Source organism: Paenibacillus sp. J14 (assembly GCF_000518465.1).
GTDB lineage: Bacteria > Bacillota > Bacilli > Paenibacillales > Paenibacillaceae > Fontibacillus > Fontibacillus barengoltzii.
Window position 1 is genome coordinate 73,869 of record NZ_JADQ01000015.1, and the last position, 21,140, is coordinate 95,008.

19 protein-coding genes and 1 pseudogene are annotated in these 21,140 nt (G+C 49.4%); 15 read left to right on the plus strand and 5 right to left on the minus strand.

What is annotated here, in order from left to right; translation table 11 throughout:
• Positions 1-39: 39 nt before the first annotated feature.
• Positions 40-723, minus strand: coding sequence for a sensor histidine kinase (locus tag M891_RS24865; RefSeq protein ID WP_176222432.1), 684 nt, complete (start codon positions 721-723; stop codon positions 40-42).
• Positions 724-795: 72 nt separating this feature from the next.
• Between M891_RS24865 and M891_RS23520 the strand changes: the two are divergent.
• The 13 genes and pseudogenes from M891_RS23520 to M891_RS0108035 all read left to right on the plus strand — a co-directional run.
• Positions 796-1,617 (plus strand): annotated as a pseudogene (locus M891_RS23520) (IS91 family transposase); the annotation flags it as partial.
• Positions 1,618-2,088: 471 nt separating this feature from the next.
• Complete coding sequence (locus M891_RS24595) at positions 2,089-2,985, plus strand: class I SAM-dependent methyltransferase (RefSeq protein WP_028538444.1); 897 nt, start codon at positions 2,089-2,091, stop codon at positions 2,983-2,985.
• Complete coding sequence (locus tag M891_RS0107985; RefSeq protein ID WP_036699687.1) at positions 2,939-3,604, plus strand: class I SAM-dependent DNA methyltransferase; 666 nt, start codon at positions 2,939-2,941, stop codon at positions 3,602-3,604. The genes M891_RS24595 and M891_RS0107985 overlap by 47 nt, the downstream gene beginning before the upstream one ends.
• Before the next feature lies 1 nt (position 3,605).
• On the plus strand, positions 3,606-3,845 hold the full coding sequence (locus M891_RS0107990; protein ID WP_028538446.1) for a hypothetical protein: 240 nt from the start codon (positions 3,606-3,608) through the stop codon (positions 3,843-3,845).
• Positions 3,838-4,146: a hypothetical protein gene (locus tag M891_RS0107995; protein WP_028538447.1), complete on the plus strand. Its 309-nt coding sequence runs from the start codon at positions 3,838-3,840 to the stop codon at positions 4,144-4,146. Before M891_RS0107990 ends, M891_RS0107995 begins: the two co-directional genes overlap by 8 nt.
• A gap of 8 nt (positions 4,147-4,154) precedes the next feature.
• Positions 4,155-4,706: a TIGR00725 family protein gene (locus M891_RS0108000; RefSeq protein WP_028538448.1), complete on the plus strand. Its 552-nt coding sequence runs from the start codon at positions 4,155-4,157 to the stop codon at positions 4,704-4,706.
• 40 nt (positions 4,707-4,746) lie between these two features.
• Positions 4,747-5,976, plus strand: a complete 1,230-nt coding sequence (locus M891_RS0108005) for a hypothetical protein (protein ID WP_028538449.1) — start codon at positions 4,747-4,749, stop codon at positions 5,974-5,976.
• A gap of 186 nt (positions 5,977-6,162) precedes the next feature.
• Positions 6,163-7,848, plus strand: a complete 1,686-nt coding sequence (locus M891_RS0108010; protein ID WP_028538450.1) for a glycosyltransferase family A protein — start codon at positions 6,163-6,165, stop codon at positions 7,846-7,848.
• Between the two features lie 17 nt (positions 7,849-7,865).
• Positions 7,866-8,813 (plus strand): radical SAM protein, encoded by a 948-nt coding sequence (locus M891_RS0108015; RefSeq protein WP_028538451.1) that lies wholly within the window; start codon positions 7,866-7,868, stop codon positions 8,811-8,813.
• Between the two features lie 14 nt (positions 8,814-8,827).
• Positions 8,828-9,901, plus strand: coding sequence for a glycosyltransferase family 2 protein (locus tag M891_RS24870; protein WP_157688694.1), 1,074 nt, complete (start codon positions 8,828-8,830; stop codon positions 9,899-9,901).
• A gap of 17 nt (positions 9,902-9,918) precedes the next feature.
• A complete protein-coding gene (locus M891_RS0108025) occupies positions 9,919-10,854 on the plus strand; it encodes a DUF1848 domain-containing protein (RefSeq protein WP_028538452.1) in 936 nt (311 codons plus the stop codon).
• A gap of 17 nt (positions 10,855-10,871) precedes the next feature.
• Positions 10,872-12,143 (plus strand): MFS transporter, encoded by a 1,272-nt coding sequence (locus tag M891_RS0108030; RefSeq protein ID WP_036699691.1) that lies wholly within the window; start codon positions 10,872-10,874, stop codon positions 12,141-12,143.
• A 145-nt stretch (positions 12,144-12,288) separates the two neighbouring features.
• A complete protein-coding gene (locus M891_RS0108035; RefSeq protein WP_028538454.1) occupies positions 12,289-12,960 on the plus strand; it encodes a GNAT family N-acetyltransferase in 672 nt (223 codons plus the stop codon).
• A 192-nt stretch (positions 12,961-13,152) separates the two neighbouring features.
• Here the strand turns inward: M891_RS0108035 and nspC are convergent, their stop codons facing one another.
• Both nspC and M891_RS0108045 read right to left on the minus strand, forming a co-directional pair.
• Positions 13,153-14,280 (minus strand): carboxynorspermidine decarboxylase, encoded by a 1,128-nt coding sequence (nspC, locus tag M891_RS0108040; RefSeq protein WP_016314464.1) that lies wholly within the window; start codon positions 14,278-14,280, stop codon positions 13,153-13,155.
• A 1-nt stretch (position 14,281) separates the two neighbouring features.
• Positions 14,282-15,535 carry a saccharopine dehydrogenase family protein gene (locus tag M891_RS0108045; protein WP_028538455.1) on the minus strand — a complete coding sequence of 418 codons (1,254 nt, stop codon included), beginning with the start codon at positions 15,533-15,535 and terminating at the stop codon, positions 14,282-14,284.
• A 1,243-nt stretch (positions 15,536-16,778) separates the two neighbouring features.
• On the opposite strand from M891_RS0108045, the gene M891_RS0108050 reads away from it, so the two are divergent.
• Positions 16,779-17,018: a heavy-metal-associated domain-containing protein gene (locus tag M891_RS0108050; RefSeq protein WP_028538456.1), complete on the plus strand. Its 240-nt coding sequence runs from the start codon at positions 16,779-16,781 to the stop codon at positions 17,016-17,018.
• Positions 17,002-18,894, plus strand: a complete 1,893-nt coding sequence (locus M891_RS23535; protein WP_036699694.1) for a heavy metal translocating P-type ATPase — start codon at positions 17,002-17,004, stop codon at positions 18,892-18,894. The genes M891_RS0108050 and M891_RS23535 overlap by 17 nt, the downstream gene beginning before the upstream one ends.
• On the opposite strand, the gene M891_RS0108060 is transcribed toward M891_RS23535, so the two are convergent.
• Together M891_RS0108060 and M891_RS0108065 are read right to left on the minus strand one after the other, a co-directional pair.
• A complete protein-coding gene (locus M891_RS0108060) occupies positions 18,895-19,539 on the minus strand; it encodes a peroxiredoxin-like family protein (protein WP_028538457.1) in 645 nt (214 codons plus the stop codon).
• Positions 19,540-19,835: 296 nt separating this feature from the next.
• Entirely contained in the window at positions 19,836-20,465 is a 630-nt protein-coding gene (locus M891_RS0108065; RefSeq protein ID WP_028538458.1) for a TetR/AcrR family transcriptional regulator, read from the minus strand.
• Positions 20,466-21,140: the final 675 nt, after the last annotated feature.

A 21,140-nucleotide genomic window follows, 5' to 3' on the forward strand; every position in this document is an offset into this window, starting at 1 on the left:
GCTTCAAGGAGAGTATATAGAACACGATTCAACTTTTTATCAACTTTCGGTTGTGCAAAGGAACTTGGCTGTTACCCTGGCGCCCCCTTGCTCTTCGTTGCACCAGACAAGCTGGCCTCCGTGTCGTTCGCACAGCGTTTGGCAAATATAGAGGCCAAGGCCGAAATGGACGCGGCCGGGCTCTACCGCCTCTTCCCGGAAATATGGCCTGGCCGCTTCACGTAATGCCTCCGTCGTAAAGCCGTCCCCGTCGTCGGCCACTTCGGTGATGAGATGGGGACCTTCCAGGCACAGCCCGATTTCCACCCTTTCATGGGCAAAACGGAGGGCATTGGACAGTAAATTTTCCACCACCCGGAGAACGACCTGGGCATCTGCGCAGACATACTCCGCGCTTATCCGGTTCACGATGCTGATCTCCACGGCCGACTGGGCTTTCAGCGCCTCGGCCGCGGAATTGATCTGCCCGGTCAGATCGGAGACGCGGATCTTCTCCGCTCTAATCGCCACATCCTCCAATTTATTCGTTTCGCTCATCGTGTGGGCGTAGCTTTCCAGCCTTAGCGTATGCCTTGAGATGGAGGATAACGTGGCAAGAAGCTTCTCCTGCCCGACTTTTCCTTCGGGAACGTACTGACAAAGGAAATCCGCATAACCCCGCAGCACGGTGAGGGGCGTCCGCAAATCATGGGCAAAGGCGGCGTTCAGGCGCCTATGCTCCACATTATAGAATTTATAAATTTTGGGGTGGGAGCAGGTCTTCCGCCTTATTTCTATTTTTGGTAAGGTTAGGATATGGAGACGAACATCTTGAAACGCATCTTTTTTGATGAGCGAGGGCACTGGGATCGGTTTGTGGCAAAACATGGTGGCAAGCTGCGTGCCAATGTGCGGAAGGAAGTAGAGAAGTTCCGTCGATGCGGGGATCCCCGAAACGGTTTTAAGCTGATGGTATGTGAAGGATGTCATGACCTACGGCTCGTTCCGTATCGTTGTAAAGGAAGATTCTGTACGACCTGTTCATGCGGAGAAACAGAGGAATGGGCACGTCTCCTGGAACAAGATGTATTCCAAGTCAACCACCGCCATGTCGTCTTCACGATTGACGAAGGATTGCGGGAAATCTTTCTGCTTCATCGGGCAAAATTGCTCAAAGAATTTATGGATGAAGCGGTGCGCTTAGTCAAAGAACATTTTGAGAAGAAACATAAGGTAACTCCCGGAATCATAGCCGGATTGCATACGTTTGGGGCACGGCTTAACTTCAATCCTCATGTCCATATGCTAGTAACCATGGGAGGGATGAAGAAGAACGGCGAGTGGAAAACATACGACTTTATTCCGTTCGAGATGTTGCGTAAACAATGGCAGACGGTTGTGTTGAAGCTGATTCGCCGAAAGTTAAGCGAACAAGAGAAAAGGCAAGTGCAGTCCCGTTTGCAAAAAGCCTACTCCGAAAATGGAGAAGGCTTCTATGTGCATGCTCCGAAACAGAAAGGGAACGTCAAGCGGCAACTCGGATATATCGGGCGATACATGAGAAGACCAGCGATAGCGGTGAGCCGGATCGAAGCTTATGACGGAGAAAGGGTAACATTATGGAGATCCAACCGTACCTCCGCAATTCCGCTGCGAAGAATGTGGAGGAGGCATGTACCCGGAATATTACAAAGGAATTCATGGTTACGAGTACAGGATTAGTGACTAAGAAAATAAGCCGGATATAGATTGTTCCCTACAGCCGGCTATTTTGCACGTATGAACTAAATCGCACGAACTAAAGGATGCCGTCAGGCGTTTTTCTTAAATAGTTAAGTAGGCAAGCCTTTTCCTATCGGGCTGCTGCAGCAAGGTTCGTGTTTTTTTGGTAGTTGTTGATATATATTTACAATTATGCTATATATTATTTATGACACTCCCAAATTCTACTCTATTGACCTCCCAACCGTAATTTTCAAAACAAACTTCTACCTTACTTGCTAAATCTACTCCCGCAAACGGCATTAACGGCATCATGTTCTCGATTTAACGTCTTTCATCATCGGATTAAATGTGATATATTTCACAAATTTAGATGAGGTGACGAAAATGAGTGTACAGAGCCTAAAGGTTGGAAACGTATTCAGTAAGGAATTGGCGAAAGAATGGGAAAAGAAAGGGAACCACATCAAGGAAGTGCAAGGCTGCGACAACCCGATGATGAAAGAACTGGAATTCGAATTAGGCAATGGAAAGGAGATTTTGGAGATTGGGTGCGGATCGGGCAAACTGCTCGAACATATCGCTGCGCATTATGACCGCTGCCGTATCGTCGGACTTGACATCAGCAAGGATATGATCGAGGCCGCCAAGGCAAAAATAGACCGGCTGGGTAATCATAACAATATCGTTCAATACGTTGTAGGGGATATAGAGGACGGTATTTTTAGACAAGCCAGTTTTGATGTCATTATCCTAAAGCAGGTACTGCATCATTTGCATGACCCCGTCTTTGTATTAAGAAAGATTAGGGAATACCTGAAACCCGAGGGAATCGTCATTTTAATGGTGCCTGGAGGACAATACCAAAGCGAAATATTTCCATTCCATGAGAATGGGAAAGATGTGCTGGGGCGGTTTTCGCTGGATGGTTTGGAAGAGGTCCTAAGCGAAGGAGGTCTTTTTCCCTATCGTATTTGGAAGGAACGTTTTATTTTTAAATTTGCGAATTTCTACGATTATATCACCTTCATGAAAGATATAGGCGGACTGCAAAAACTGTTTGATTACAACCAGGAAAAATATTCCGAGGCCTTCGCTCTGCTGAAACTGTACGAGAAAATGTTGGTTTTTACGCGTAATTTCGACGTTTCCGGGGAATATGTCGTGGCCATATGCCAAAGGCGGGAAGTATGGGGGAAGTATAGCTCCTTAATCGAACGGAGGGAGGATGCTTATCATGATTCGGAAGTATTACATGAAACGGGTTTACAAAGCGTTCAATAGCTGGGCGCCGCAATATGAAAATGAAGTTGTGCCCAAATTGATTAAAAGAGGTTACTCTTACCCGGAGCTGGCGGAGTTAATCGTCAATACCCTTGAGTTGCGGGAAGGCCGGAGGGCCATAGAATTGGGGGTTGGTACCGGCGTGCTCGGAAAAGAGGTCAGGAATAGATCCAACGCCAGCTTGATCGGCGTGGACATTTCGCGTGAAATGTTAAACATCGCCGCCCAAAAGAACGTATATGATTATTTGATCAATTCTTCCGCCGAGGAAATTCATTTGGACGGGCAGTGCGTTGATGCGATCTTTTCAGCTTTTATGTTTCATAGCGTCTATAACCAGAAGCAAGCTTTATATGAAATTGGTAGATTGTTAAGCAAGAAGGGAAAAGCGGTGATTGTCGATTTGTTTCCGTCGGACCATTCCCCCGCGCTCCAAAAATTGTTCCGCGGATATTTTCATTCCATCAAATACGAGTATGGGGCGCCGGCGAACTATAAATCCATTGAAAGCGTACACAAAATGCTGAAGCGTTCAGGTTTCTCCATATTGGCTCATGGTCAGCTTGGAGAGGATAAAAATTATATTCACTATTATTTTTCTATTGAAAGAGGGGATTAGTATGGGAGTTAGTACAAAAAGCAAAAACCTGTTCGATTTGGTTGTATGCAAAAACGGCCATTCCGAAATGGAGTTCAGGGAAGCAGGGCCAGATGTTCAGGGCGGATTGCTGAAATGCAGTGTTTGCGGGAACGAGTATCTGGTATTGAATAACGTTATTTTGACGAGTGAAGAACTGATGAGCGAAGAGGATAAGCGGATCCTGCGGCAGTTGAGAAAGGAGGGAGCGGACTTTGAATGATCTATTGGAAGCTGTACGGGAACTTCATGAGCGGCATAATTTTAAAAACAATGGGGGAGAGGACGCTCTGTTTCGCATGAATTTGATTATGGAGGAAGTAGGCGAAATCTGTTCCTGCCTCACAAAACATAAAGGGAATTTAGCGGAGGAACATGCCGATTTGCTCATTTTGCTGCTTGGCAACTGCGTTGCCTTTAATATCGACATCGAAACTGAATTTTGGAAAAAGATGGACAAGCTTAAATCCTATTCGACGATTGCCGCGAATGGGCATACGAGAATTACTTCTAAAGGGGAGTAGAAGCGTGTATGGTCAAGAACATATGCGTGATCGGCAAATGGAAGGATGAAACCCCGGAAACCTTGAGGCTTGCGGAGCAAGTAGGAGAAATGATCGCCGCAAGGGGATCGCGCCTGGTCACCGGCGGAGGGCCGGGAGTGATGGAGGCGGCATGCAAGGGAGCTAAACGCCACAACGGATTAACGATCGGATTTCTGGCTACGCGGGATATTGAACAGGAAGCCAATCCCTATTTGGATATCATTATTCCCACGGGGATGGGGTACGATGTCAGAAGCTCGCTCGCCATCAGATCCAGCGACGCCGTGATTATGGTGGGAGGAGGAAACGGAACATTGGGGGAAGCCTCGGTGGCTTACTTGGAACAGGTACCCCTCATTGTGCTTTTGGGTACGGGAGGTTGGGCGGATAAGCTGCCTGGCTTTTTGTACGAAGGCAAATATTTTGACGAACGCAGGAATATGGAAGTTAAGTTTGCTTCTTCGCCTACGGAAGCCGCCGAATTGGCGATGGCGGCGGAGCGTGTAAAGGCAAGCGAACCGGCCAAGTACGCCATTTGATTTCATCATTGCGATCATCGCGGATAAGGTTGTGATACCTGTGAAAAAAATGAAAATTTTAACGGGCGCCGGCGCTTGGGGATACGGGCCTTGCGCTACCTTGCGTTTGCTGCTTCGGGAAATCGGAGTTTTTGCCGAAGTGGATTTTGTCGGGGAGTCCGTTGCGCTTGATTTTGCTTTACGGCATAAGACGCAATTTCATCGGGTGTTCGATAGCTATCCTACCATACAAGAAAACTATGACCTGGTGATCAGCGTGATGGAGCCTGATATTTTGTTATGGGCTTATAAGCAGGATATTCCCTCCGTCAGCATAGACAATTTGTATTGGATGTGGGAGTGGGAAGAACCGTTGCTGCAATCTTCGGTTTCGGTGATCGACAAAGAGGAGAGCTTCGGCGAGATTCGCAATAAACTCCAACATTTCGGCGAGTATTTTGATTACAGCGTGATGTATACCCTTGCTCAAAAAGTGTTTCTTCAGAAGTTTGATCAGGGGCTTCCCGCTAGTCTGGAAGGTTTTGCGGACAAAATTCAGTTCGTGGATCCCATGGTGGATTTATCTTATCGGAAGGCTTTGCCGCATAGGAACACGATTTTAATTTCATTTTCCGGCATGATCAATCCCTATGTGACCGAATTGGATTTGATCGTTTATCTCTTTGTCGTTCGTTCCATTTTAAGAGAAGGGCTGGACCGATATGGAACTGGGCATGAGATGGTTTACGCCGTGCATGAGTCGCTGGCCGATACGGTAAAAAAAGTATTCCGGACGGAGAACGTCTACGCCTTGACTCATCCGGAGTTTTTGCAGCGGCTTGATGATTGTCTGCTGGTCATTGCACCCGCGGGGATGGCGACGATGTTTGAATGTCTGGCCTATGAAGTTCCGCTCTTGGTGCTCCCCGAACAGCATGACGGCAATTATACCAACTATATGACCTTATATCGCAACGGAGTATCCGACGCGGCCGATTGGGAGGCGTTCCCCGAGCTGATGTTATCCACCAGAGTTCCGGAGGCCCGGCAATTTAAGATCGAAGATTTTTACCGGCGATACATGGACGAGCTGACCGGAGCAGCTTCGCCCCTTCTGCGTGAGCTTTCAGCGCTTGCGGGCAAAACTTTAGGGGAGATCGCGACGGCTGACGCCAGCCGGGATTTCGCCCGGGCCCAAACCGCGAAATTGTCCCATGTCGTAGGTGAATTTAAAGGCGTGCAGCAGATTGCCGAAGCCATAAAAGGGCTTGTGCAAATGTCAGGTTTTTAGCACCGAAGCGTATGCTTACGATGTGCGTTTTTTCAAAACGCTTTAGGTCGGATGAAGCTAGGGACTGAGTAGCGGAGCGTAGGTGAGTCTACGTGAGCAACGGAAGGCCCGGCTGAATTCAAGATTCGACGTCGAATCCACTTTCGTGACCTGCTTCGTGATAAAAAGATGACAGGGGTGTTAGCAGTGTTGAAACTAACTATCTACCCGCCAACGAGCCGCATGATCAATGACTTTTTTATAGAACAGCTGGAAGAAGAGGCGGAATGGACTGATTTGCAGCAATCCGATGTGGTTTTGCTAATCGTGGACCATCACACCGCAGAGGTATTCCAACAAAATTATTGTTCCTTCTACGGCAAAAAAGTCGCCGCTTACGTCGTTGAGTTAAACTATCAAACCATCCCGCTCATTAAATTGGCGGATTACGTTATTTACCAGAATGAACAACAGCGGCGGTTGGTTGAACTCACTATGGGGTATGAGATACCGTCCGATATTCTGCCTATACCGCGGTTTGAGTTTTCGGAGTGCAACCTGGATCATAGCTGGAGCTCCCATGCGGTCATTTATTCGGATTATTTGCTGAATGAAGATGTGGTTATCGAACATTTGCAAAAGTCGGGTTATCCGCTTATTCCATCAGAAATGAACATTCTGTTTGTCTCTCTGTCTCCGCAAAAACCAAAGGTTAACCCCGCTTCGCTGGAGTATGCGGATATGAGCGCGATGCGGCCGGACGAACTTCCCCGCGAAGCCCGGTTTATGGTTCTGGACGATGCGTTTAAAAGCGAAGATTTGAGTAGGCGGGCGAGCCGCGGGGATAAGACGGGGCTGTTCTATTCCAGCAATGGATGTTCGGTTGAGATCTTGCGTTACTTCATGGTTCGCAGGGCCAATCCCTTGATTGGGAATCAGCCTACGATGAATATGTTCCGGCAGCGGTTAGAACAAGTGCTAAACCAGGTTTCCCGTATCATTAAGACGCCTGTTATCCCCGACTCGCTGAACCAACTAAACGTAATTGCCGGTAAACCTCTGATGAATCGGTTCGTCTTCACCATTTGCTGCAGAAATCAGCGGCATAAGCTGCTGCGGTGCGTCGCTTCGATCTGCGAGCAGAACGGACGGCACGATATTGGGGTGGCGGTTATTGACGATGCTTCGGAATATGACGTCCTGGATGAAGTGGAATCGATTCTGCACAAGCACAAGGTGGACTATTGCTTGGTTAAAAACTTGTCCAGAAAATATGCGGCCAGAAACTTCTATAACATGATTCATCTGCTGGTGCCAAACAACGATTCATTTCTGATCGAGCTCGACGGTGACGATTACCTGTTTGACAAAGACGCGCTGAATATTTTAAGTTCCGCGATAGAGCAGGGGGCGCTTAAAACGAGGGGCAATCTGGTGGTCGATACGGGAAGTGAAATTAAACGGAACGTGTTTTTGCAAGAGAAAGAAAACTGTAATGCTGGATATCCGCGAAACATGACGAAATGTTCCGGGTGGTATCACTTAAGAATGACGCAAAGAGTTGTTTTAAACCGAGTAGAAATTGAACATTTTTTAGAAAAAGGAAATAATTGGCTCATTTCTACTCACGATCTTTCAGTTCATTCGCGAGCGCTTGAACTTGCTCGCTCCCGCATTACCCAGATTGATGCCGAAATATATGCCTATGATTTGTCCGGAGACCAGCATGATTCGATTATTTTGGATGAGGGTGAGATGCCGGATTCATGGGAATACGGGACCTATCTGTTACAGGATGATTACTTGTTTAAAATGTATATTCCTTTATTTGAAGAGCCGCGCTTTGTTCCGTCCGCGCGGATTGGAGAAGGTTTGATCCAGGAAATATTTTAAAGGGGGGCAACAGCCTGATGACTTACGATGTTCCGTATATTCAAATCGAGCCGACAACCAAATGCAACTTTACCTGCGGTTTTTGTGTAGGAAGAACCATGGATCAAGGGATCATGCCGCTAGACACATTTCATAAAATTATAACCAGTGTGTCCAACGTTAAGCATATTCAGCTTCAAGGCGAGGGTGAACCCTTTACCCACCCCGACTTATTCGCCATGCTCGACCTTATCGCACAATACCATCCCGCAGCGAAAGTTTCGATTACAACCAACGGTACCTTCCTCACTTCCCAAAATGCGGACAGATTATTAGACAATCCTAATGTATACAGTATTTTAGTTTCGATAGAGTCGCCAAATCCCGATAGATTCAGGTCTATCCGCGGCGGGAATCTGCCGAAAATCATCGATAATATGCTGGGGTTTATGGATAAAAAACAAAAGAGAGGAAGGGCTCGCCCCGTATTGGGTTTTGCCGTTACCTTGCTGAATTCAACATTTCACGAATTTAAGGATATCGTCCGTTTATATCGGCAATTATCGCTTGACGGCGAGTTTACGATTCAATATTTGCAGAATATGGACACCTATACCGAAGCTTACAACGATGGCATGATGAAAGAGATACCTTCGGTCGAAACGATCAAGCAATTTCAGTCGGGATTGGAAAAGGACGCCGAGATTCAAGAGCTTCTTAACGGGATCAAGGTTAGAGGTTTTTTTGACGAACTGTACGATAAGGATTGCGAAGCTAAATGCACATGGCTCAAACAAGGGATTTTTATCAATCACCGGGGTTTTGCCTCGGGATGCTCCTATATAAAAAAAACGGATTATGCTTTTGGGAATGTCGGGCAACAATCCATGGATTATATATTAAACCAGCGAAACGGAGTACTGGAGAAACTTGATCAGGAGACACCGGCCTCTTGTGCGAATTGTCCCGATCTGATGTTATCTTAAGGAGCGCTGCGACCGTGAAAACCAAACCGCTTATAAGCGTCATCATCCCGAGCTATAATCGGGCGCTTTTGTTGCCGAGAGCTATACAATCCGTTTTGAATCAAACGTATTCAAATTGGGAAATGATCATTTCAGATGATGGCAGCAGCGATAATACCTCCGAAATCGTATCGCGTTTTATGGAAATGGACAAGAGAATCAAATTTACAGCTTCTTCCGAGAATTTAGGGGTGAGTTCGGCAAGAAATCGAGGGATTGCCCAAGCCGAAGGAGAGTATATTGCATTCCTGGATTCTGACGATGAGTGGTTAAGCCATCATCTTGAAGAATGCGCCGCGATTTTAACGGAAAATAAGGTCGGGGCGGTTTTGTCTCTGTGGTACGAGGAAAGGCAAAACAAGCGGTTAAAAGTTGACGAACCTTATGAAGGGGAAGATTATTTTCAAAACGCTGTCGATGAGTTGAAGCCGGAGATTCAAGGGAATCGCTACTTCTTTCGGCAACGTTTCTATGAGTATTCTTTGCTGGAATACTTTTATTTCTACCATATTAACACCGCCGTAATTCGAAAAAGTGTAGTTGTACAGGTCGGCGGTTTTAACGAAAGCTTGATGGCTTGTGAGGATACGGAGTTTTTACTGAAGGTGTTTCAAAACAGCGATATTTGCTTTATCAAAGATTACCATTTTATATATCATCATGGTGAAGATAATCTGTACGCTTTTCTTGATCGGCAAAAACTCGACTTGGAACAGCTTGCTCTAAACCGTGAGTTGTTGGATAAATGGACGAAAATTGAATTGTGTAAAATAAGAGTTCGTAATAAAGAGAAGAAAAAGAAGTTCTGGAATAAGAAGGATCCATTTCATCGGCAATGCCTTGACGCGTTAGGGGCAAATATTGCGGAGAAATATTTTACGTTGGGTTACGCAAATAGGTACTTGCATAAACTTAGAGCGCTGAAGTTTTATATTCGCTCCCTGGAATCCGGGCAAAGGGCAGCCAAACTGGTTTATATGGGGAAAATTGTTTTTCCTGGATTATTTGATAAAATTAAAGTTGAACAGCCTAACTTAAATATATGGTGAACCGCAGGTGAGCGAAGTTGATTATTAGCGCCAGCAGAAGAACGGATATCCCGGCCTTTTTCGGAGATTGGTTTATGCGCAGAATTGCCGAAGGGTATTTTCACCGGGTGAATCCGTTTAATTACAAGCAGGTAACGGCCTTTAGCTTATTGCCCGAAGATGTGGACGGCATGGTGTTTTGGACTAAAAATCCCAAGCCGTTCATGAGGCACTTGTCACAATTGGACGATAAAGGCTACATGTACTATTTTCAATACACACTAAATGATTACCCGGAAATTTTTGAGCCTAATTTGCCCCTCGCTGCGAGCCGCGTGGACTATTTCCGTGAGTTAAGCGAGCGGCTTGGGGCAAACCGGGTTATCTGGAGGTACGATCCGATCATCATCAGCAATATCACCCCGGTGGAGTACCATCTTGAACGCCTGGAACGTTTAGCTGGCCAACTGGAAGGGTACACCCATCGATTGGTGATAAGTTTTATGGATTATTACGGGAAAACGGTGGCGAGATTCAATAAACTGCAGCAAAACCATGCGGTATTATGCACCGATATTACTTTGCCCGAATACAGAGAACAACTGGACGAATTTGCCGCGAACATAAGCCGTATCGGAGCCGCTCATGGTATTTCCGTAGAGACTTGCTCGGAAGCCGCCGATTTGGAGCACTGCGGAATTCGTCATGGCAGTTGTATTGATGCCCGGCTCCTCTCGAGCATCATCGGGCGGGAGCTGGACTATGCCAAGGATAAAAATCAGCGGAATACCTGTCTTTGCACCGCAGCGGTAGACGTGGGCGTGTACAATACATGCAAGTTTAACTGTCAGTATTGTTACGCGGTTCAAAGCCAAAACGCCGTAGCCAAAACTTTGCAAAATCATATCATAGACAGCCCGTCTCTAATTTATAAATACAGTGAGGATTTGAAAATTCACAAGAAAAAGAAATAGGCAAAGAAGGTTCCGGCATGTATCATAAATCCTTTTATTATTTATGGAGTACGCAAACCATAGCCAACATGGCCGATTTGTTATATACGCTCGCTTTAACGATATTGGTGCTGGATACTAGCGGCTCGATTATTGTGACTACGTTAATCCCGTTTATCACGGTCATTTCACGTCTGATCAGCGGTTTTTTTGCCCCGCTTTTGATCAACCGATTCAGGTTGCCTGCTTTGTTGTTCATCTCGCAAATGGGGCAGTTTGTTCTTTTCGCTTGCCTGACGGTATATCTATGGTTTGATCAATCCGGGGGACCGAACCTGATTTTTATCCTCATTATTGTTTTGCTTTTATCATTTCTTGACGGCTGGTCTACGCCATCACGCAATGCTTTGGTTCCCCGGTTGGTGGATGACAGCGGATTGATGAAGGCGAATACGCTGATTTCCACATCCGATCAAATCGTCCAATTTGCCGGCTGGGCGCTTGGCGGGATTTTACTGTCCTTTGCCGGGCCGCTCAACGTTATAGGCGTCGTAGCGGTTTGTTATGGATTAGCCATGACGTTCACCATTTTTGTTACGGATCCAACCGAGACCCCGCGAACCTCCGTATGGAGCCTGAGAAGCAGGCGGAAGCATGACGTTGCCGATTCCTCGGATTGGCAGGCGCTGAAGGAAGGCTGGGTACTCCTCTGGAAATCGAGAAGGCTACGCTCACTGCTGATTATGGATGCCACCGAACAATTTGGAGGGGCGGTTTGGGCCGGTTCCTTTATGCTCGTCTTCGTGATCGATGTCTTAAAACAAGGCGAACGGTGGTGGGGTTATATCAACGCGAGTTATTTTGGCGGGTCGGTATTGGGCGGCATCGTCCTAATTATGTTGGTTAAACGGTTGGAAAATAAAATAGTTGCAGCCTTGCTTTTTGGAACTTTCGGTTACGCGGCAATTACAGCATTGTACGCCGTTAATACCGTGCCTGTCATAGCTCTGCTCATTATGTTTCTGACCGGACCGATGACTGAGATGTCCAATATCTGCAGAAGAACGTTGGCGCAAAGGAGTGTTGACCCGCTGTTGTTGCCCAAAGTGTTTAGTGCGCAGTACACGGTTTTAAGTTTAATTTATGGAATCTCCTTAATGGCAATGAGTATCGTTGCGGATCTCTTTGGCGTGGCGTCGATATATCTGCTGGCGGCTGCGGTTAGCGCAATTGCTGTTGTTGTGGGGTGGACGAACCGCAGAGCGTTTGAACCTGCACCAGCGGCGGAGAATATCCCATTGTCGAATTAATGACCCAAAAAATCCAATAATGCAATGAAGGAATTGCCACAGCCTTTCCGCTTCCCGTAAGGGGGCGGAAAGGCTGTTATTTTAGCTGGAGCCGTATTGTTTGGTATATAATATAAAAATACAAAAAAGGAGGCAATGTACCTTTATGGAATACATCCGAATTACGAATATTCAGGATCCTTTATTCAAATCGATGCATCAGCTGATGCAAAACGTGTTCCCGCCAGAAGAAGTACTGGAATTCGATTTATGGAAAGAGCCGCTGGAAGACCCCGGCATTCGCGTCTTTGTGGCGGTGCACGAAGGCCAGGTCGTTGGGGCGACGGAGTATCGCTATTATGAGGACTTCAACGTGGCGATGACCGACTTCACGATTATCGGCCAAGCTGGGCTGGGCATCGGGCGGTTCCTGGCAGATCACCGGTTGCGCGATTTACACGCATTAGCCGAAGCGAACGGCAAGAAGCTGCGCGGCATGTTCGCGGAAATCTACGATCCTTACCGGGTGGAGCATCACGAATTCGGCGGCGTGAAGCCGATGGATCCCTACGTACGCCGCGAAGTCTTGTCTCATCTCGGATATATGCGCCTGGACTTCCCGTACGTGCATCCGTCCTGGAACAATGACGGAGAAGCGGTCAGCGGGCTCAACCTCTGCTTCCTGCCGATGGACGGCAACGATGACAGCCTGGAAACGGCGCTGATTGTGCAATTCCTGGAGCGGTATTACACGGTGCTGCCGAACAAGCCGCAAGCGTGGTACGACATGGTGGAGGGCCTGAAAGCGAAGGAGCGTATGAAGCTGTTGCCGATCTAAGTCCTCTCTCCGGTTCACCCAAAAGGTCGGTCAGGGTCTCTCTCCTGATCGACTTTTTCATCATTATCCCGTTCCTTCAGCACAAAGGCGGCACCCGTCATTTTAGATACCGCACTGATGGTTTTGGACAAAAAAAGAGACCGCCCGTCAGTTCATTGACCGGGCAGTCCCCGCTTAAGCGATTGAGGTGCTTTACGCCAACCGCATTTTGAAATCTTCATAACCAAACTGATGTAAAATTTCGCAATCGCCGTCCTTATGCTGCAGGACGAGCGCCGGCAACGGCATACCGTTGAAAGTGGTGTTCTTCACCATCGAATAGATGGCCATATCGCCAAACACCAGACGGTCGCCCGGCTTCAGCGGCTCATCAAACGAGTAGTCGCCGATATTATCCCCGGACAGGCAGGTTGGTCCGCCCAGCCGATACGTATACGGCTTCTCGCCAGGTTCGCCCGAGCCAAACAGCGGCGGACGGTACGGCATCTCCAGCACGTCCGGCATATGGCAGGAAGCCGAGGCGTCCACGATGGCGATATCCAAGCCATTTTTCATCGTATCCAGCACCGTCGTGATCAGGTAACCGGCGTTCAGCGCCACCGCTTCACCTGGTTCCAGATACACTTCTAAGCCGTATTTGTCCTGCATCCGCCGAATGCACGCTTCCAGCAGCGGAATATCGTAATCCTCGCGCGTGATATGGTGGCCGCCTCCGAAATTGATCCATTCCATTTGCGACAGCCATGGACCAAACTTCTCTTCCACCGCGTCCAGCGTCGTGGCCAAGTCGTCCGAATTCTGCTGGCACAAGGTATGAAAATGAAAGCCAGAAATGCCATCCAACAGCTCCGGACGGAAATTCTCAATCGTCACGCCAAACCGCGAGCCATACGCGCAAGGGTTATAGATATCGTGGCCCACTTGGGTTGAACATTCCGGATTGATGCGCAGACCGACTTTTTTGCCAGCCGCCAGCACCCGATCGCGATATTTCTCCACTTGGGAGAACGAGTTGAAGATCACATGATCGCACAGCTCGATGATTTCGTCGATTTGATCCTCTCGGTAGGCCGGGGCAAAGACGTGATTCTCCTTGCCCATCGCCTCGTGGCCAAGCCGAGCTTCATACAAGCCGCTGGCCGCCGTGCCGCTCAAATATTTGCCGATCAGCGGGTAGGTCGTGTACATCGAAAATGCTTTTTGCGCCAAAATAATTTTGGCCCCCGTCCGCTCCATAATCCCGGCCAGGATCTTCAGGTTTTGCTCCAAAAGTTTCTCATCGACCACGTAACAAGGTGTTGGCAGTTCCTCGAAGCGCATATTATCTAACGTACTCCGTTTCTTTACGCTCTTCGGCCACTTCCTCTTCCGGATAGGCATCCACCGGTACCGGATTGAAGCTTTCTTTCCAAGGCAGGCCCCACTTGTTCAGCGCATCCATGAATGGATCTGGATCGAACTCTTCGATGTTGTAGACGCCCGGTTTGTTCCAAGTGCCGTTGAGGATCATCATCGCACCGATCATGGCTGGAACACCCGTCGTGTAAGCTACGGCTTGAGAGCCAACTTCTTTGTAGCATTCTTCGTGGTCGCAGACATTGTACAGGTAGTACATTTTTTCTTTGCCGTCTTTTTTCCCTTTGAAAATGCAGCCGATGTTCGTTTTGCCCTTCGTGCGCGGTCCGAGCGAAGATGGATCCGGCAGGACGGCTTTCAGGAACTGCAGCGGCACAATTTGCTTGCCTTCGAATTCAATCGGCTCGATGGAAGTCATGCCGACGTTTTCGAGGCATTTCAGGTGGGTCAGGTAGCTTTGACCAAATGTCATGAAGAAGCGGATCCGTTTGATGCCCGGAATATTCAGGGCCAGGGATTCGATTTCCTCATGGTGCAGCAGGTACATATCTTTCTCCCCGATTTCCGGGAAGTTGTAGACGCGTTTGATTTCCATCGGCTCGGTTTCGACCCATTGGCCGTTCTCCCAGTAGCTGCCCTTCGCAGACACTTCACGGATGTTGATCTCCGGGTTGAAGTTCGTCGCAAACGGATAGCCGTGGTCACCGGCGTTGCAGTCGAGGATGTCGATGTATTCGATTTCGTCAAAATGATGTTTCAGCGCATAGGCGGAAAATACACCCGTTACGCCAGGGTCAAAGCCGCTGCCCAGCAGTGCAGTAATGCCGGCTTTCTCAAAGCGCTCGCGGTATTCCCATTGCCATTTGTATTCGAATTTCGCCGTATCTTCCGGCTCATAGTTCGCGGTATCCAGGTAGTGCGTTTTGGTTGCCAAGCAGGCTTCCATGATCGTCAAATCTTGATACGGCAGAGCCAGGTTCATCACGATGTCAGGTTTCACTTCGTTGATCAATGCGATCAGCTCGTCGACATTGTTGGCATCCACTTGAGCTGTCGTGATTTTGGTTTTGCCGCCGTCCAGCTTCGCTTTCAGCGCATCGCATTTCGACTTGGTGCGGCTGGCGATGCAGATTTCTTCAAATACCTCGCTGTTTTGCACGCATTTGTGGATCGCTACGGAAGCCACGCCGCCGCAGCCGATGATTAATGCTTTTCCCATTTGTCCATCTCCTACCTTCTTTAAAATTTGACAAGTGCTGTGAAACGTAAAAAAAGCAAGTGATTCAACGCATAACCTGCGCATCACTTGCTTCTGATATAGTCAATATTAAGAAAAGCTCCATCACAACGGACGAACGCCCGTCTTCATCGCCGCACGAAATGACTTCGCACGAACGCACGCTCCGGAATTCTTAATATTCAATATATCATGTTTGATCAGAGTCTATTTAGCAAATAATTCGCCTTTACCACTCTTATTGACCGTTTCACAAGTTGATGTGCATTATGCACTGGTTGTAAAGTAACCAACTTATAAAATTTGAGCTTTTAACTCAATCAATAAGGCAACTAAGTTGCCAATCGGCATTTGACCCGGCTGTCCGTATGGCCTTAACTTTCCGAAGAAAGTGGTCAAAAAATTATCTGCTTGGAAAGACTCGCGATATATTGAATACAACCTTTCCAAAAATCATGCTCCTTAATATTAGCAGGAACTGATTCGGAGGGCAATAGTAAATTTAAAATAATTTTTTGGTAAGTGAGGGACTTGTTTACGGTTTGAGTTTCGTTTCGCAGTTTCGATTAGCGTTTTGATTTGAGTTTCGTTCCAAGTGTCGCTTCGAATTCCGTTGAGTGTCGCTTCGAGTGTCGCTAACGCTTACCAGGCGTCTTATTTGGCGAAAAACAGAGGGGCTGGCGTTCTAACGCTTGTGAGCGTGCTTATTTGCGGAAAAAGCGCGGTGAAATGCGGAAAATGGAGCAAATAGAGTGTGTGGCAAGCGTTAGATTTAGAAATCGGGTATTTTGGCGGCAATAGCGTTTGTCATAAGCGTTAGACTTACGAGGGGTGGTACTACGATCAATAGGTCGCAAAGAGGTGGCATTCGGCGATCAACCTGTCGCAGGATGTGGCATCGCGTTCAATCCACCGCAAGAGCTGGCATCACGTTCAATCTGTCGCAAAGGCTGGCATCACGTTCAAACCGTCGCAAAAGGTGTTATCCTGGATCAATCGTGCGTGAGGCGGTATCGCGAAAATAACCGTTGCAAGTGGCAGCATCCTGATTACGTTGTCGCGAGGGCCAGCACGGCATCCTGATCAATCCGCCGCTCCACCGCGGCTGACCGGCTGGCGCAGAGCTTCTGAACTCTAGGACATCTTTAAATTGACGCGAATCAAGGAAAGCACCTGGAACCCGAGTTACGATGAAGCCATCGATAACCGAAAGGGGATATGTCCAATGATCACCGTCAAATGGAACGTAGAAGAGTTAACCTGCCCAAGCTGCATCAAGAAAATCGAAAGCGCGCTGTTGAAACAGCCGGGGGTACAGGAAGTTAAAGTGTTATTCCACTCTAGCCAAGTGAAGGTCCGGTTCGATGAGAATCTGGTGCAGGAGGAGCCGCTGCAGAGCATGCTGGGGAAGCTGGGGTATCCGGTGCTGGCGGGGGGAGGGCATGGCGATGGCCAAGCCTCGTAAAGCGGCGGCGCTGCTGGCGTCGGGGCTGATACTGGCCCTGGCGGGGGTGTTCTACCTCCTGGGATGGGAGGTGGCCCGAAGCGCCGCACTGCTGCTGGCCTCGGCCCTATCCGGTTGGTCGATCGCTGTCCGAGCCTTTCGATCGCTCCGCATGCGCGTCTTCAGCATCGAGCTATTGGTGACGATCGCGATGATCGGGGCGGTTATCCTCGGCGAATACGTTGAGGCTGCCGCGGTGGCCTTCTTATTCCGGCTCGGGGCATACCTTGAGGCGATTACGTTGGGCAAGACGCGCTCCGCCTTGAAAGCCTTGATCGATCTGGCCCCGGCGGAAGCCCTCGTCCTGCGGGACGGCGTTCAGGTCAAAGTGCTCGCGTCCGAAGTGGTGCGCGGGGATCGGGTGCTTCTGCCGTCCGGCAGCAAGATCGCGGTCGACGGCCAGGTCGCTTCCGGCCAAGCCCTAGTTAACGAAGCGGCGATTACCGGCGAACCGGTACCCGTCGGCAAGCAGGTCCGTGACCGAGTGTTCAGCGGAACGACCGTGGATACGGGCTACCTGGAAGTCATTGCCGAGCAGGTTGGGGAGGAAACAACCTTTGCCAAAATTATTGAGCTGGTGGAAGAAGCCCAGGAATCTAAGGCGAAGACGCAAAGGTTTTTGGACAAGTTCGCTTCCTACTATACGCCGGGGATGCTGCTGTTGGCGGTACTGGTGTTCCTCGTCTCTCGGAATCCCGAGCTCGCGCTGACGTTTCTGGTGATCGCTTGCCCGGGGGCTTTGGTGATTTCCGCACCGGTCTCAATGGTTGCCGGATTGGGAAACGGCGCCGCAAACGGCTTGCTGATCAAAGGCGGGGAGGTGCTGGAGAATCTGGCCCGGGCGGAGGTAGTTGCGTTCGATAAGACCGGGACATTAACGGAGGGGAACCCTTCCGTGGTTGCGGTACACACCTACGGCGGCATGCAGGAACGCGAGCTGTTGGAGCTGACGGCTGCAGTGGAAGCGGCCTCGGAGCATCCGCTTGGACAAGCGATTGTAAATGCGGCGAAGGCTCGGAAGGTAGAGCCGGCGGATCGACCGAAGCAGGTGGAAGTACACAAAGGAAGCGGGATTTACGGTGAGGTTCGTGGACAGACGGTTCGGGTCGGGAAGCGGGAGTGGTTGGAGCAGCAAGGCGTGTCCATAAGCAAGGAGGTATGGGACGAGGCAGAACGTCAAGAGAAGCGCGGGTGTACGGTGGTATTTGCCGCGGTTAACCGCATGTTGATTGGCGTTATCGCCATCGCAGACCCGATTCGTGCCGAAGCGAAGGAAGTGATCCAAGGGCTCAAGCGGCAAGGCGTGAAGCGGGTGGTGATGCTGACTGGCGACAATCGACATGTGGCTAGTAAGGTTGCGGATCAGCTGGGGTTGGATCAGGTGCACGCCGGGCTGCTTCCAGCAGATAAGATGGCGTTGATTCAGGAGTGGAAGCGGCAGGGCTGCCGTGTGGCGATGCTTGGCGACGGCATCAACGACGCGCCGGCGATCGCCGCCGCGGACATTGGGCTGGCCATGGGAGGCACGGGGACGGACATTGCGATAGAAACTGCGGATTCGGTCATTATGGCGGACCGGCTGGATAAGCTCGTATATGCCCGCCAGCTGGCGAAGCGCACGGTTCGCAATATGAAGCAAAACGTATTCTTTGCCATCGCGGTCGTGGTTTTGCTGCTGGCGGGGGTATTAACGAGGCGGATTTATTTAGCCTCGGGGATGTTTATTCATGAGTTCAGCGTGATTTTGGTGATTTTGAATGCCCTTCGCCTGACACGGCGCGGGTGGGGTTCCAGTATCGACCGGGACATGCTTCGGATCGCGGATCTAAGACGATAATTACAGATGTCTCAACCGCTCCAGGATATCCTCTGGATCAGGACGTTTCATGTAATCCGGTTCCACATAGGCGGAGCGGACGATACCCGACTCGTCGATCATAAACGTGGACGTAATCGGCAGAATCCAGCGATTGGTGGCATTGTATTCTGCCAGATCCAAGTTGAATTTGTTCAGGAAAATGTCCTTAATATAATCCGGTACGTCGTACAGAATGTTGTAAGCTGCGGCGACTAATCCGTTCGTATCGCTCAGCACCTGAAATTCGAGCTCTTCCTTCTCTTTTTGCGTCAATGTGTTGTCTGGGCTTTGCGGGCTGACAGCGATCAATTGGCCGCCGATCGCCTCAATTTGAGGCAGTACCTTCTGGTACGAACGCAGCTGCATATTGCAGAACGGGCACCAGCCGCCACGATAGAAGGTCAGCACCACCGGACCCTTGGCCAATTCGTCATAAAGATTCACGGGTTGCCCCAGCGTGTTATTCAAGGTGAAATCCTTCGCTTTCTGGCCCACCTCCAGGCCAAGTGCCTGGCCTGCTTGCTGCTGTTCAGTAATCAAGCGGTTGATTTCGTTATACACATCCGCTGGGGAATTTGCGACATACTCTTGTCTCATTTGTTCCAATTCTTGTTTGAACGTCATCTCTATACACCTCATTTTCGTTGATTACGGAGGCCCATATTTATAGCGTGCGATTGGCGAAGGGTTGATGGGAGTTCCGCTCTTTTTTTGGAGTAAACACTCCATTTATGAATGAACTCATTGTATTTTAAATTTTTTGGATTGTCAACTCCATTTTTTTCGGACTTTGGCATCCCTCCAATTCTGAAAACGCAAAAACCCCGCAACCCAGCGCTTTCCGCCGGTTACGGGGTGATAAAAATTACGGATTTCCCTCCTTCTAAAGTGCCCTTATTCTGTTTCTATTTCGGGTGTGTCTAAACTAAATGGGTGCGGATATGCTCCAGCATCGCGTCGAGCACGGCCTCCAGGGCTTTGATATCTTTGCGAACCTGCGTCATGAGCAGGCCGCCTTGCAGCGCCGTCAGCAGCGCTAATGCCAGTTGGTCCGGATCGGCGTCGGCGCGCATTTCTCCGCGATCCCGCATCGCACGAAGCCCGTGGCTAATCGACTGCTCCCACTGCAGGAAGCAGGTAGCCAGCGCAGCGCGGGCTGCGGGTTCCATATCGGCCAGTTCGCTGGCCAATGAACCAATGGGGCAGCCGCCCTGATACTGCCGTTCAACCTGCGATTGGATGACGGCGTCGCGCCAGGTCTGCAGCGCCTCCATGCTGTCCAGATGGCTAAGCAACGGTTCTTGTGAACCTAACACCTGCTCGCTCTGGTACAGGATGACGGCGAGCACCAGGTCTCGCTTCTCCTTGAAGTAGTGATAAAGCTGCGAGGAGCTGACCTTGGCCTCCTTCTGCACATCCTCTACGCTCGTTCCCGCGACTCCGCGTTCGAACATCAGTTTAGCGGCGGCCGCAATGATGCGGCTGCGCGTTTCTCTCCCCTTCTTCGTAAGCTTTGGTTCCGATTGGGTTGTAGTTGTCGTGGTTTTCATAGTCTTAGTATAACAAGAATGGAGTTAACCATCCAGAAATGATTGTCCCCGAAATGGGAGCGGTTATTGTACACTCGCGCGGCCGGGGGCAGGGCTACGACATCGTGGCCCGCGTCCCGCCGGACGCTTGGGCCAGCCTGCCGGACCGGTAGGCGACGCTCCGGCCGAAGCACCAGGCTGTCTTATTGGCAGCCTGGTGCTTTTTTTGAGTTTTCAGCTAACGGACCGTATGGCCCTTATTCTCTGATTTCCCAGCGATTTCCTGTTCTAACGGACCGGAATGCCTTTATAAGGCGGGTACGGGCAAGAATTCGACTGAAACAACCTAAATAAGGGCTGTGGAGTCCGTTGCTATGAACGTTTTTGTCAAGCCCTCGGTTTTAACTCTGCCTGAGNACGTGGCGCGAGAGCAAAAATGCGAGCGACGGTCGGCACGCTGCTATCCGTGGGTTGGTTACCACATGTTATGCCTTCGTCAGGGAGAGCCCTTGCAAGCTAGAAACGCACGTTCAGTTTCTTTCAAAACTTAGTGCAAACGGACAACGCAAATTCTCTCCCGAACCTTCGTTTGCTCCCGGGCCTCGTGCTCCGGCGTGAGCTTGTCAAGCGTCTTCCTTGACAAGCGGTGGGGTACAATTCAACACTTTTCCAAATCCTCATCGAAGATGAGGAACG

Excerpts from the sequence above, each read along its gene's own strand:
- M891_RS24595 (WP_028538444.1), top strand. The coding sequence starts at position 2,089 with ATGAGTGTACAGAGCCTAAAGGTTGGAAACGTATTCAGTAAGGAATTG.
- M891_RS0107985 (WP_036699687.1), top strand. The coding sequence starts at position 2,939 with ATGATTCGGAAGTATTACATGAAACGGGTTTACAAAGCGTTCAATAGC.
- M891_RS0107990 (WP_028538446.1), top strand. The coding sequence starts at position 3,606 with ATGGGAGTTAGTACAAAAAGCAAAAACCTGTTCGATTTGGTTGTATGC.
- M891_RS0108000 (WP_028538448.1), top strand. The coding sequence starts at position 4,155 with ATGGTCAAGAACATATGCGTGATCGGCAAATGGAAGGATGAAACCCCG.
- M891_RS0108015 (WP_028538451.1), top strand. The coding sequence starts at position 7,866 with ATGACTTACGATGTTCCGTATATTCAAATCGAGCCGACAACCAAATGC.
- M891_RS0108030 (WP_036699691.1), top strand. The coding sequence starts at position 10,872 with ATGTATCATAAATCCTTTTATTATTTATGGAGTACGCAAACCATAGCC.
- M891_RS0108035 (WP_028538454.1), top strand. The coding sequence starts at position 12,289 with ATGGAATACATCCGAATTACGAATATTCAGGATCCTTTATTCAAATCG.
- nspC (WP_016314464.1), bottom strand. The coding sequence starts at position 14,280 with ATGCGCTTCGAGGAACTGCCAACACCTTGTTACGTGGTCGATGAGAAA.
- M891_RS0108045 (WP_028538455.1), bottom strand. The coding sequence starts at position 15,535 with ATGGGAAAAGCATTAATCATCGGCTGCGGCGGCGTGGCTTCCGTAGCG.
- M891_RS0108050 (WP_028538456.1), top strand. The coding sequence starts at position 16,779 with ATGATCACCGTCAAATGGAACGTAGAAGAGTTAACCTGCCCAAGCTGC.
- M891_RS23535 (WP_036699694.1), top strand. The coding sequence starts at position 17,002 with ATGGCCAAGCCTCGTAAAGCGGCGGCGCTGCTGGCGTCGGGGCTGATA.
- M891_RS0108060 (WP_028538457.1), bottom strand. The coding sequence starts at position 19,539 with ATGACGTTCAAACAAGAATTGGAACAAATGAGACAAGAGTATGTCGCA.
- M891_RS0108065 (WP_028538458.1), bottom strand. The coding sequence starts at position 20,465 with ATGAAAACCACGACAACTACAACCCAATCGGAACCAAAGCTTACGAAG.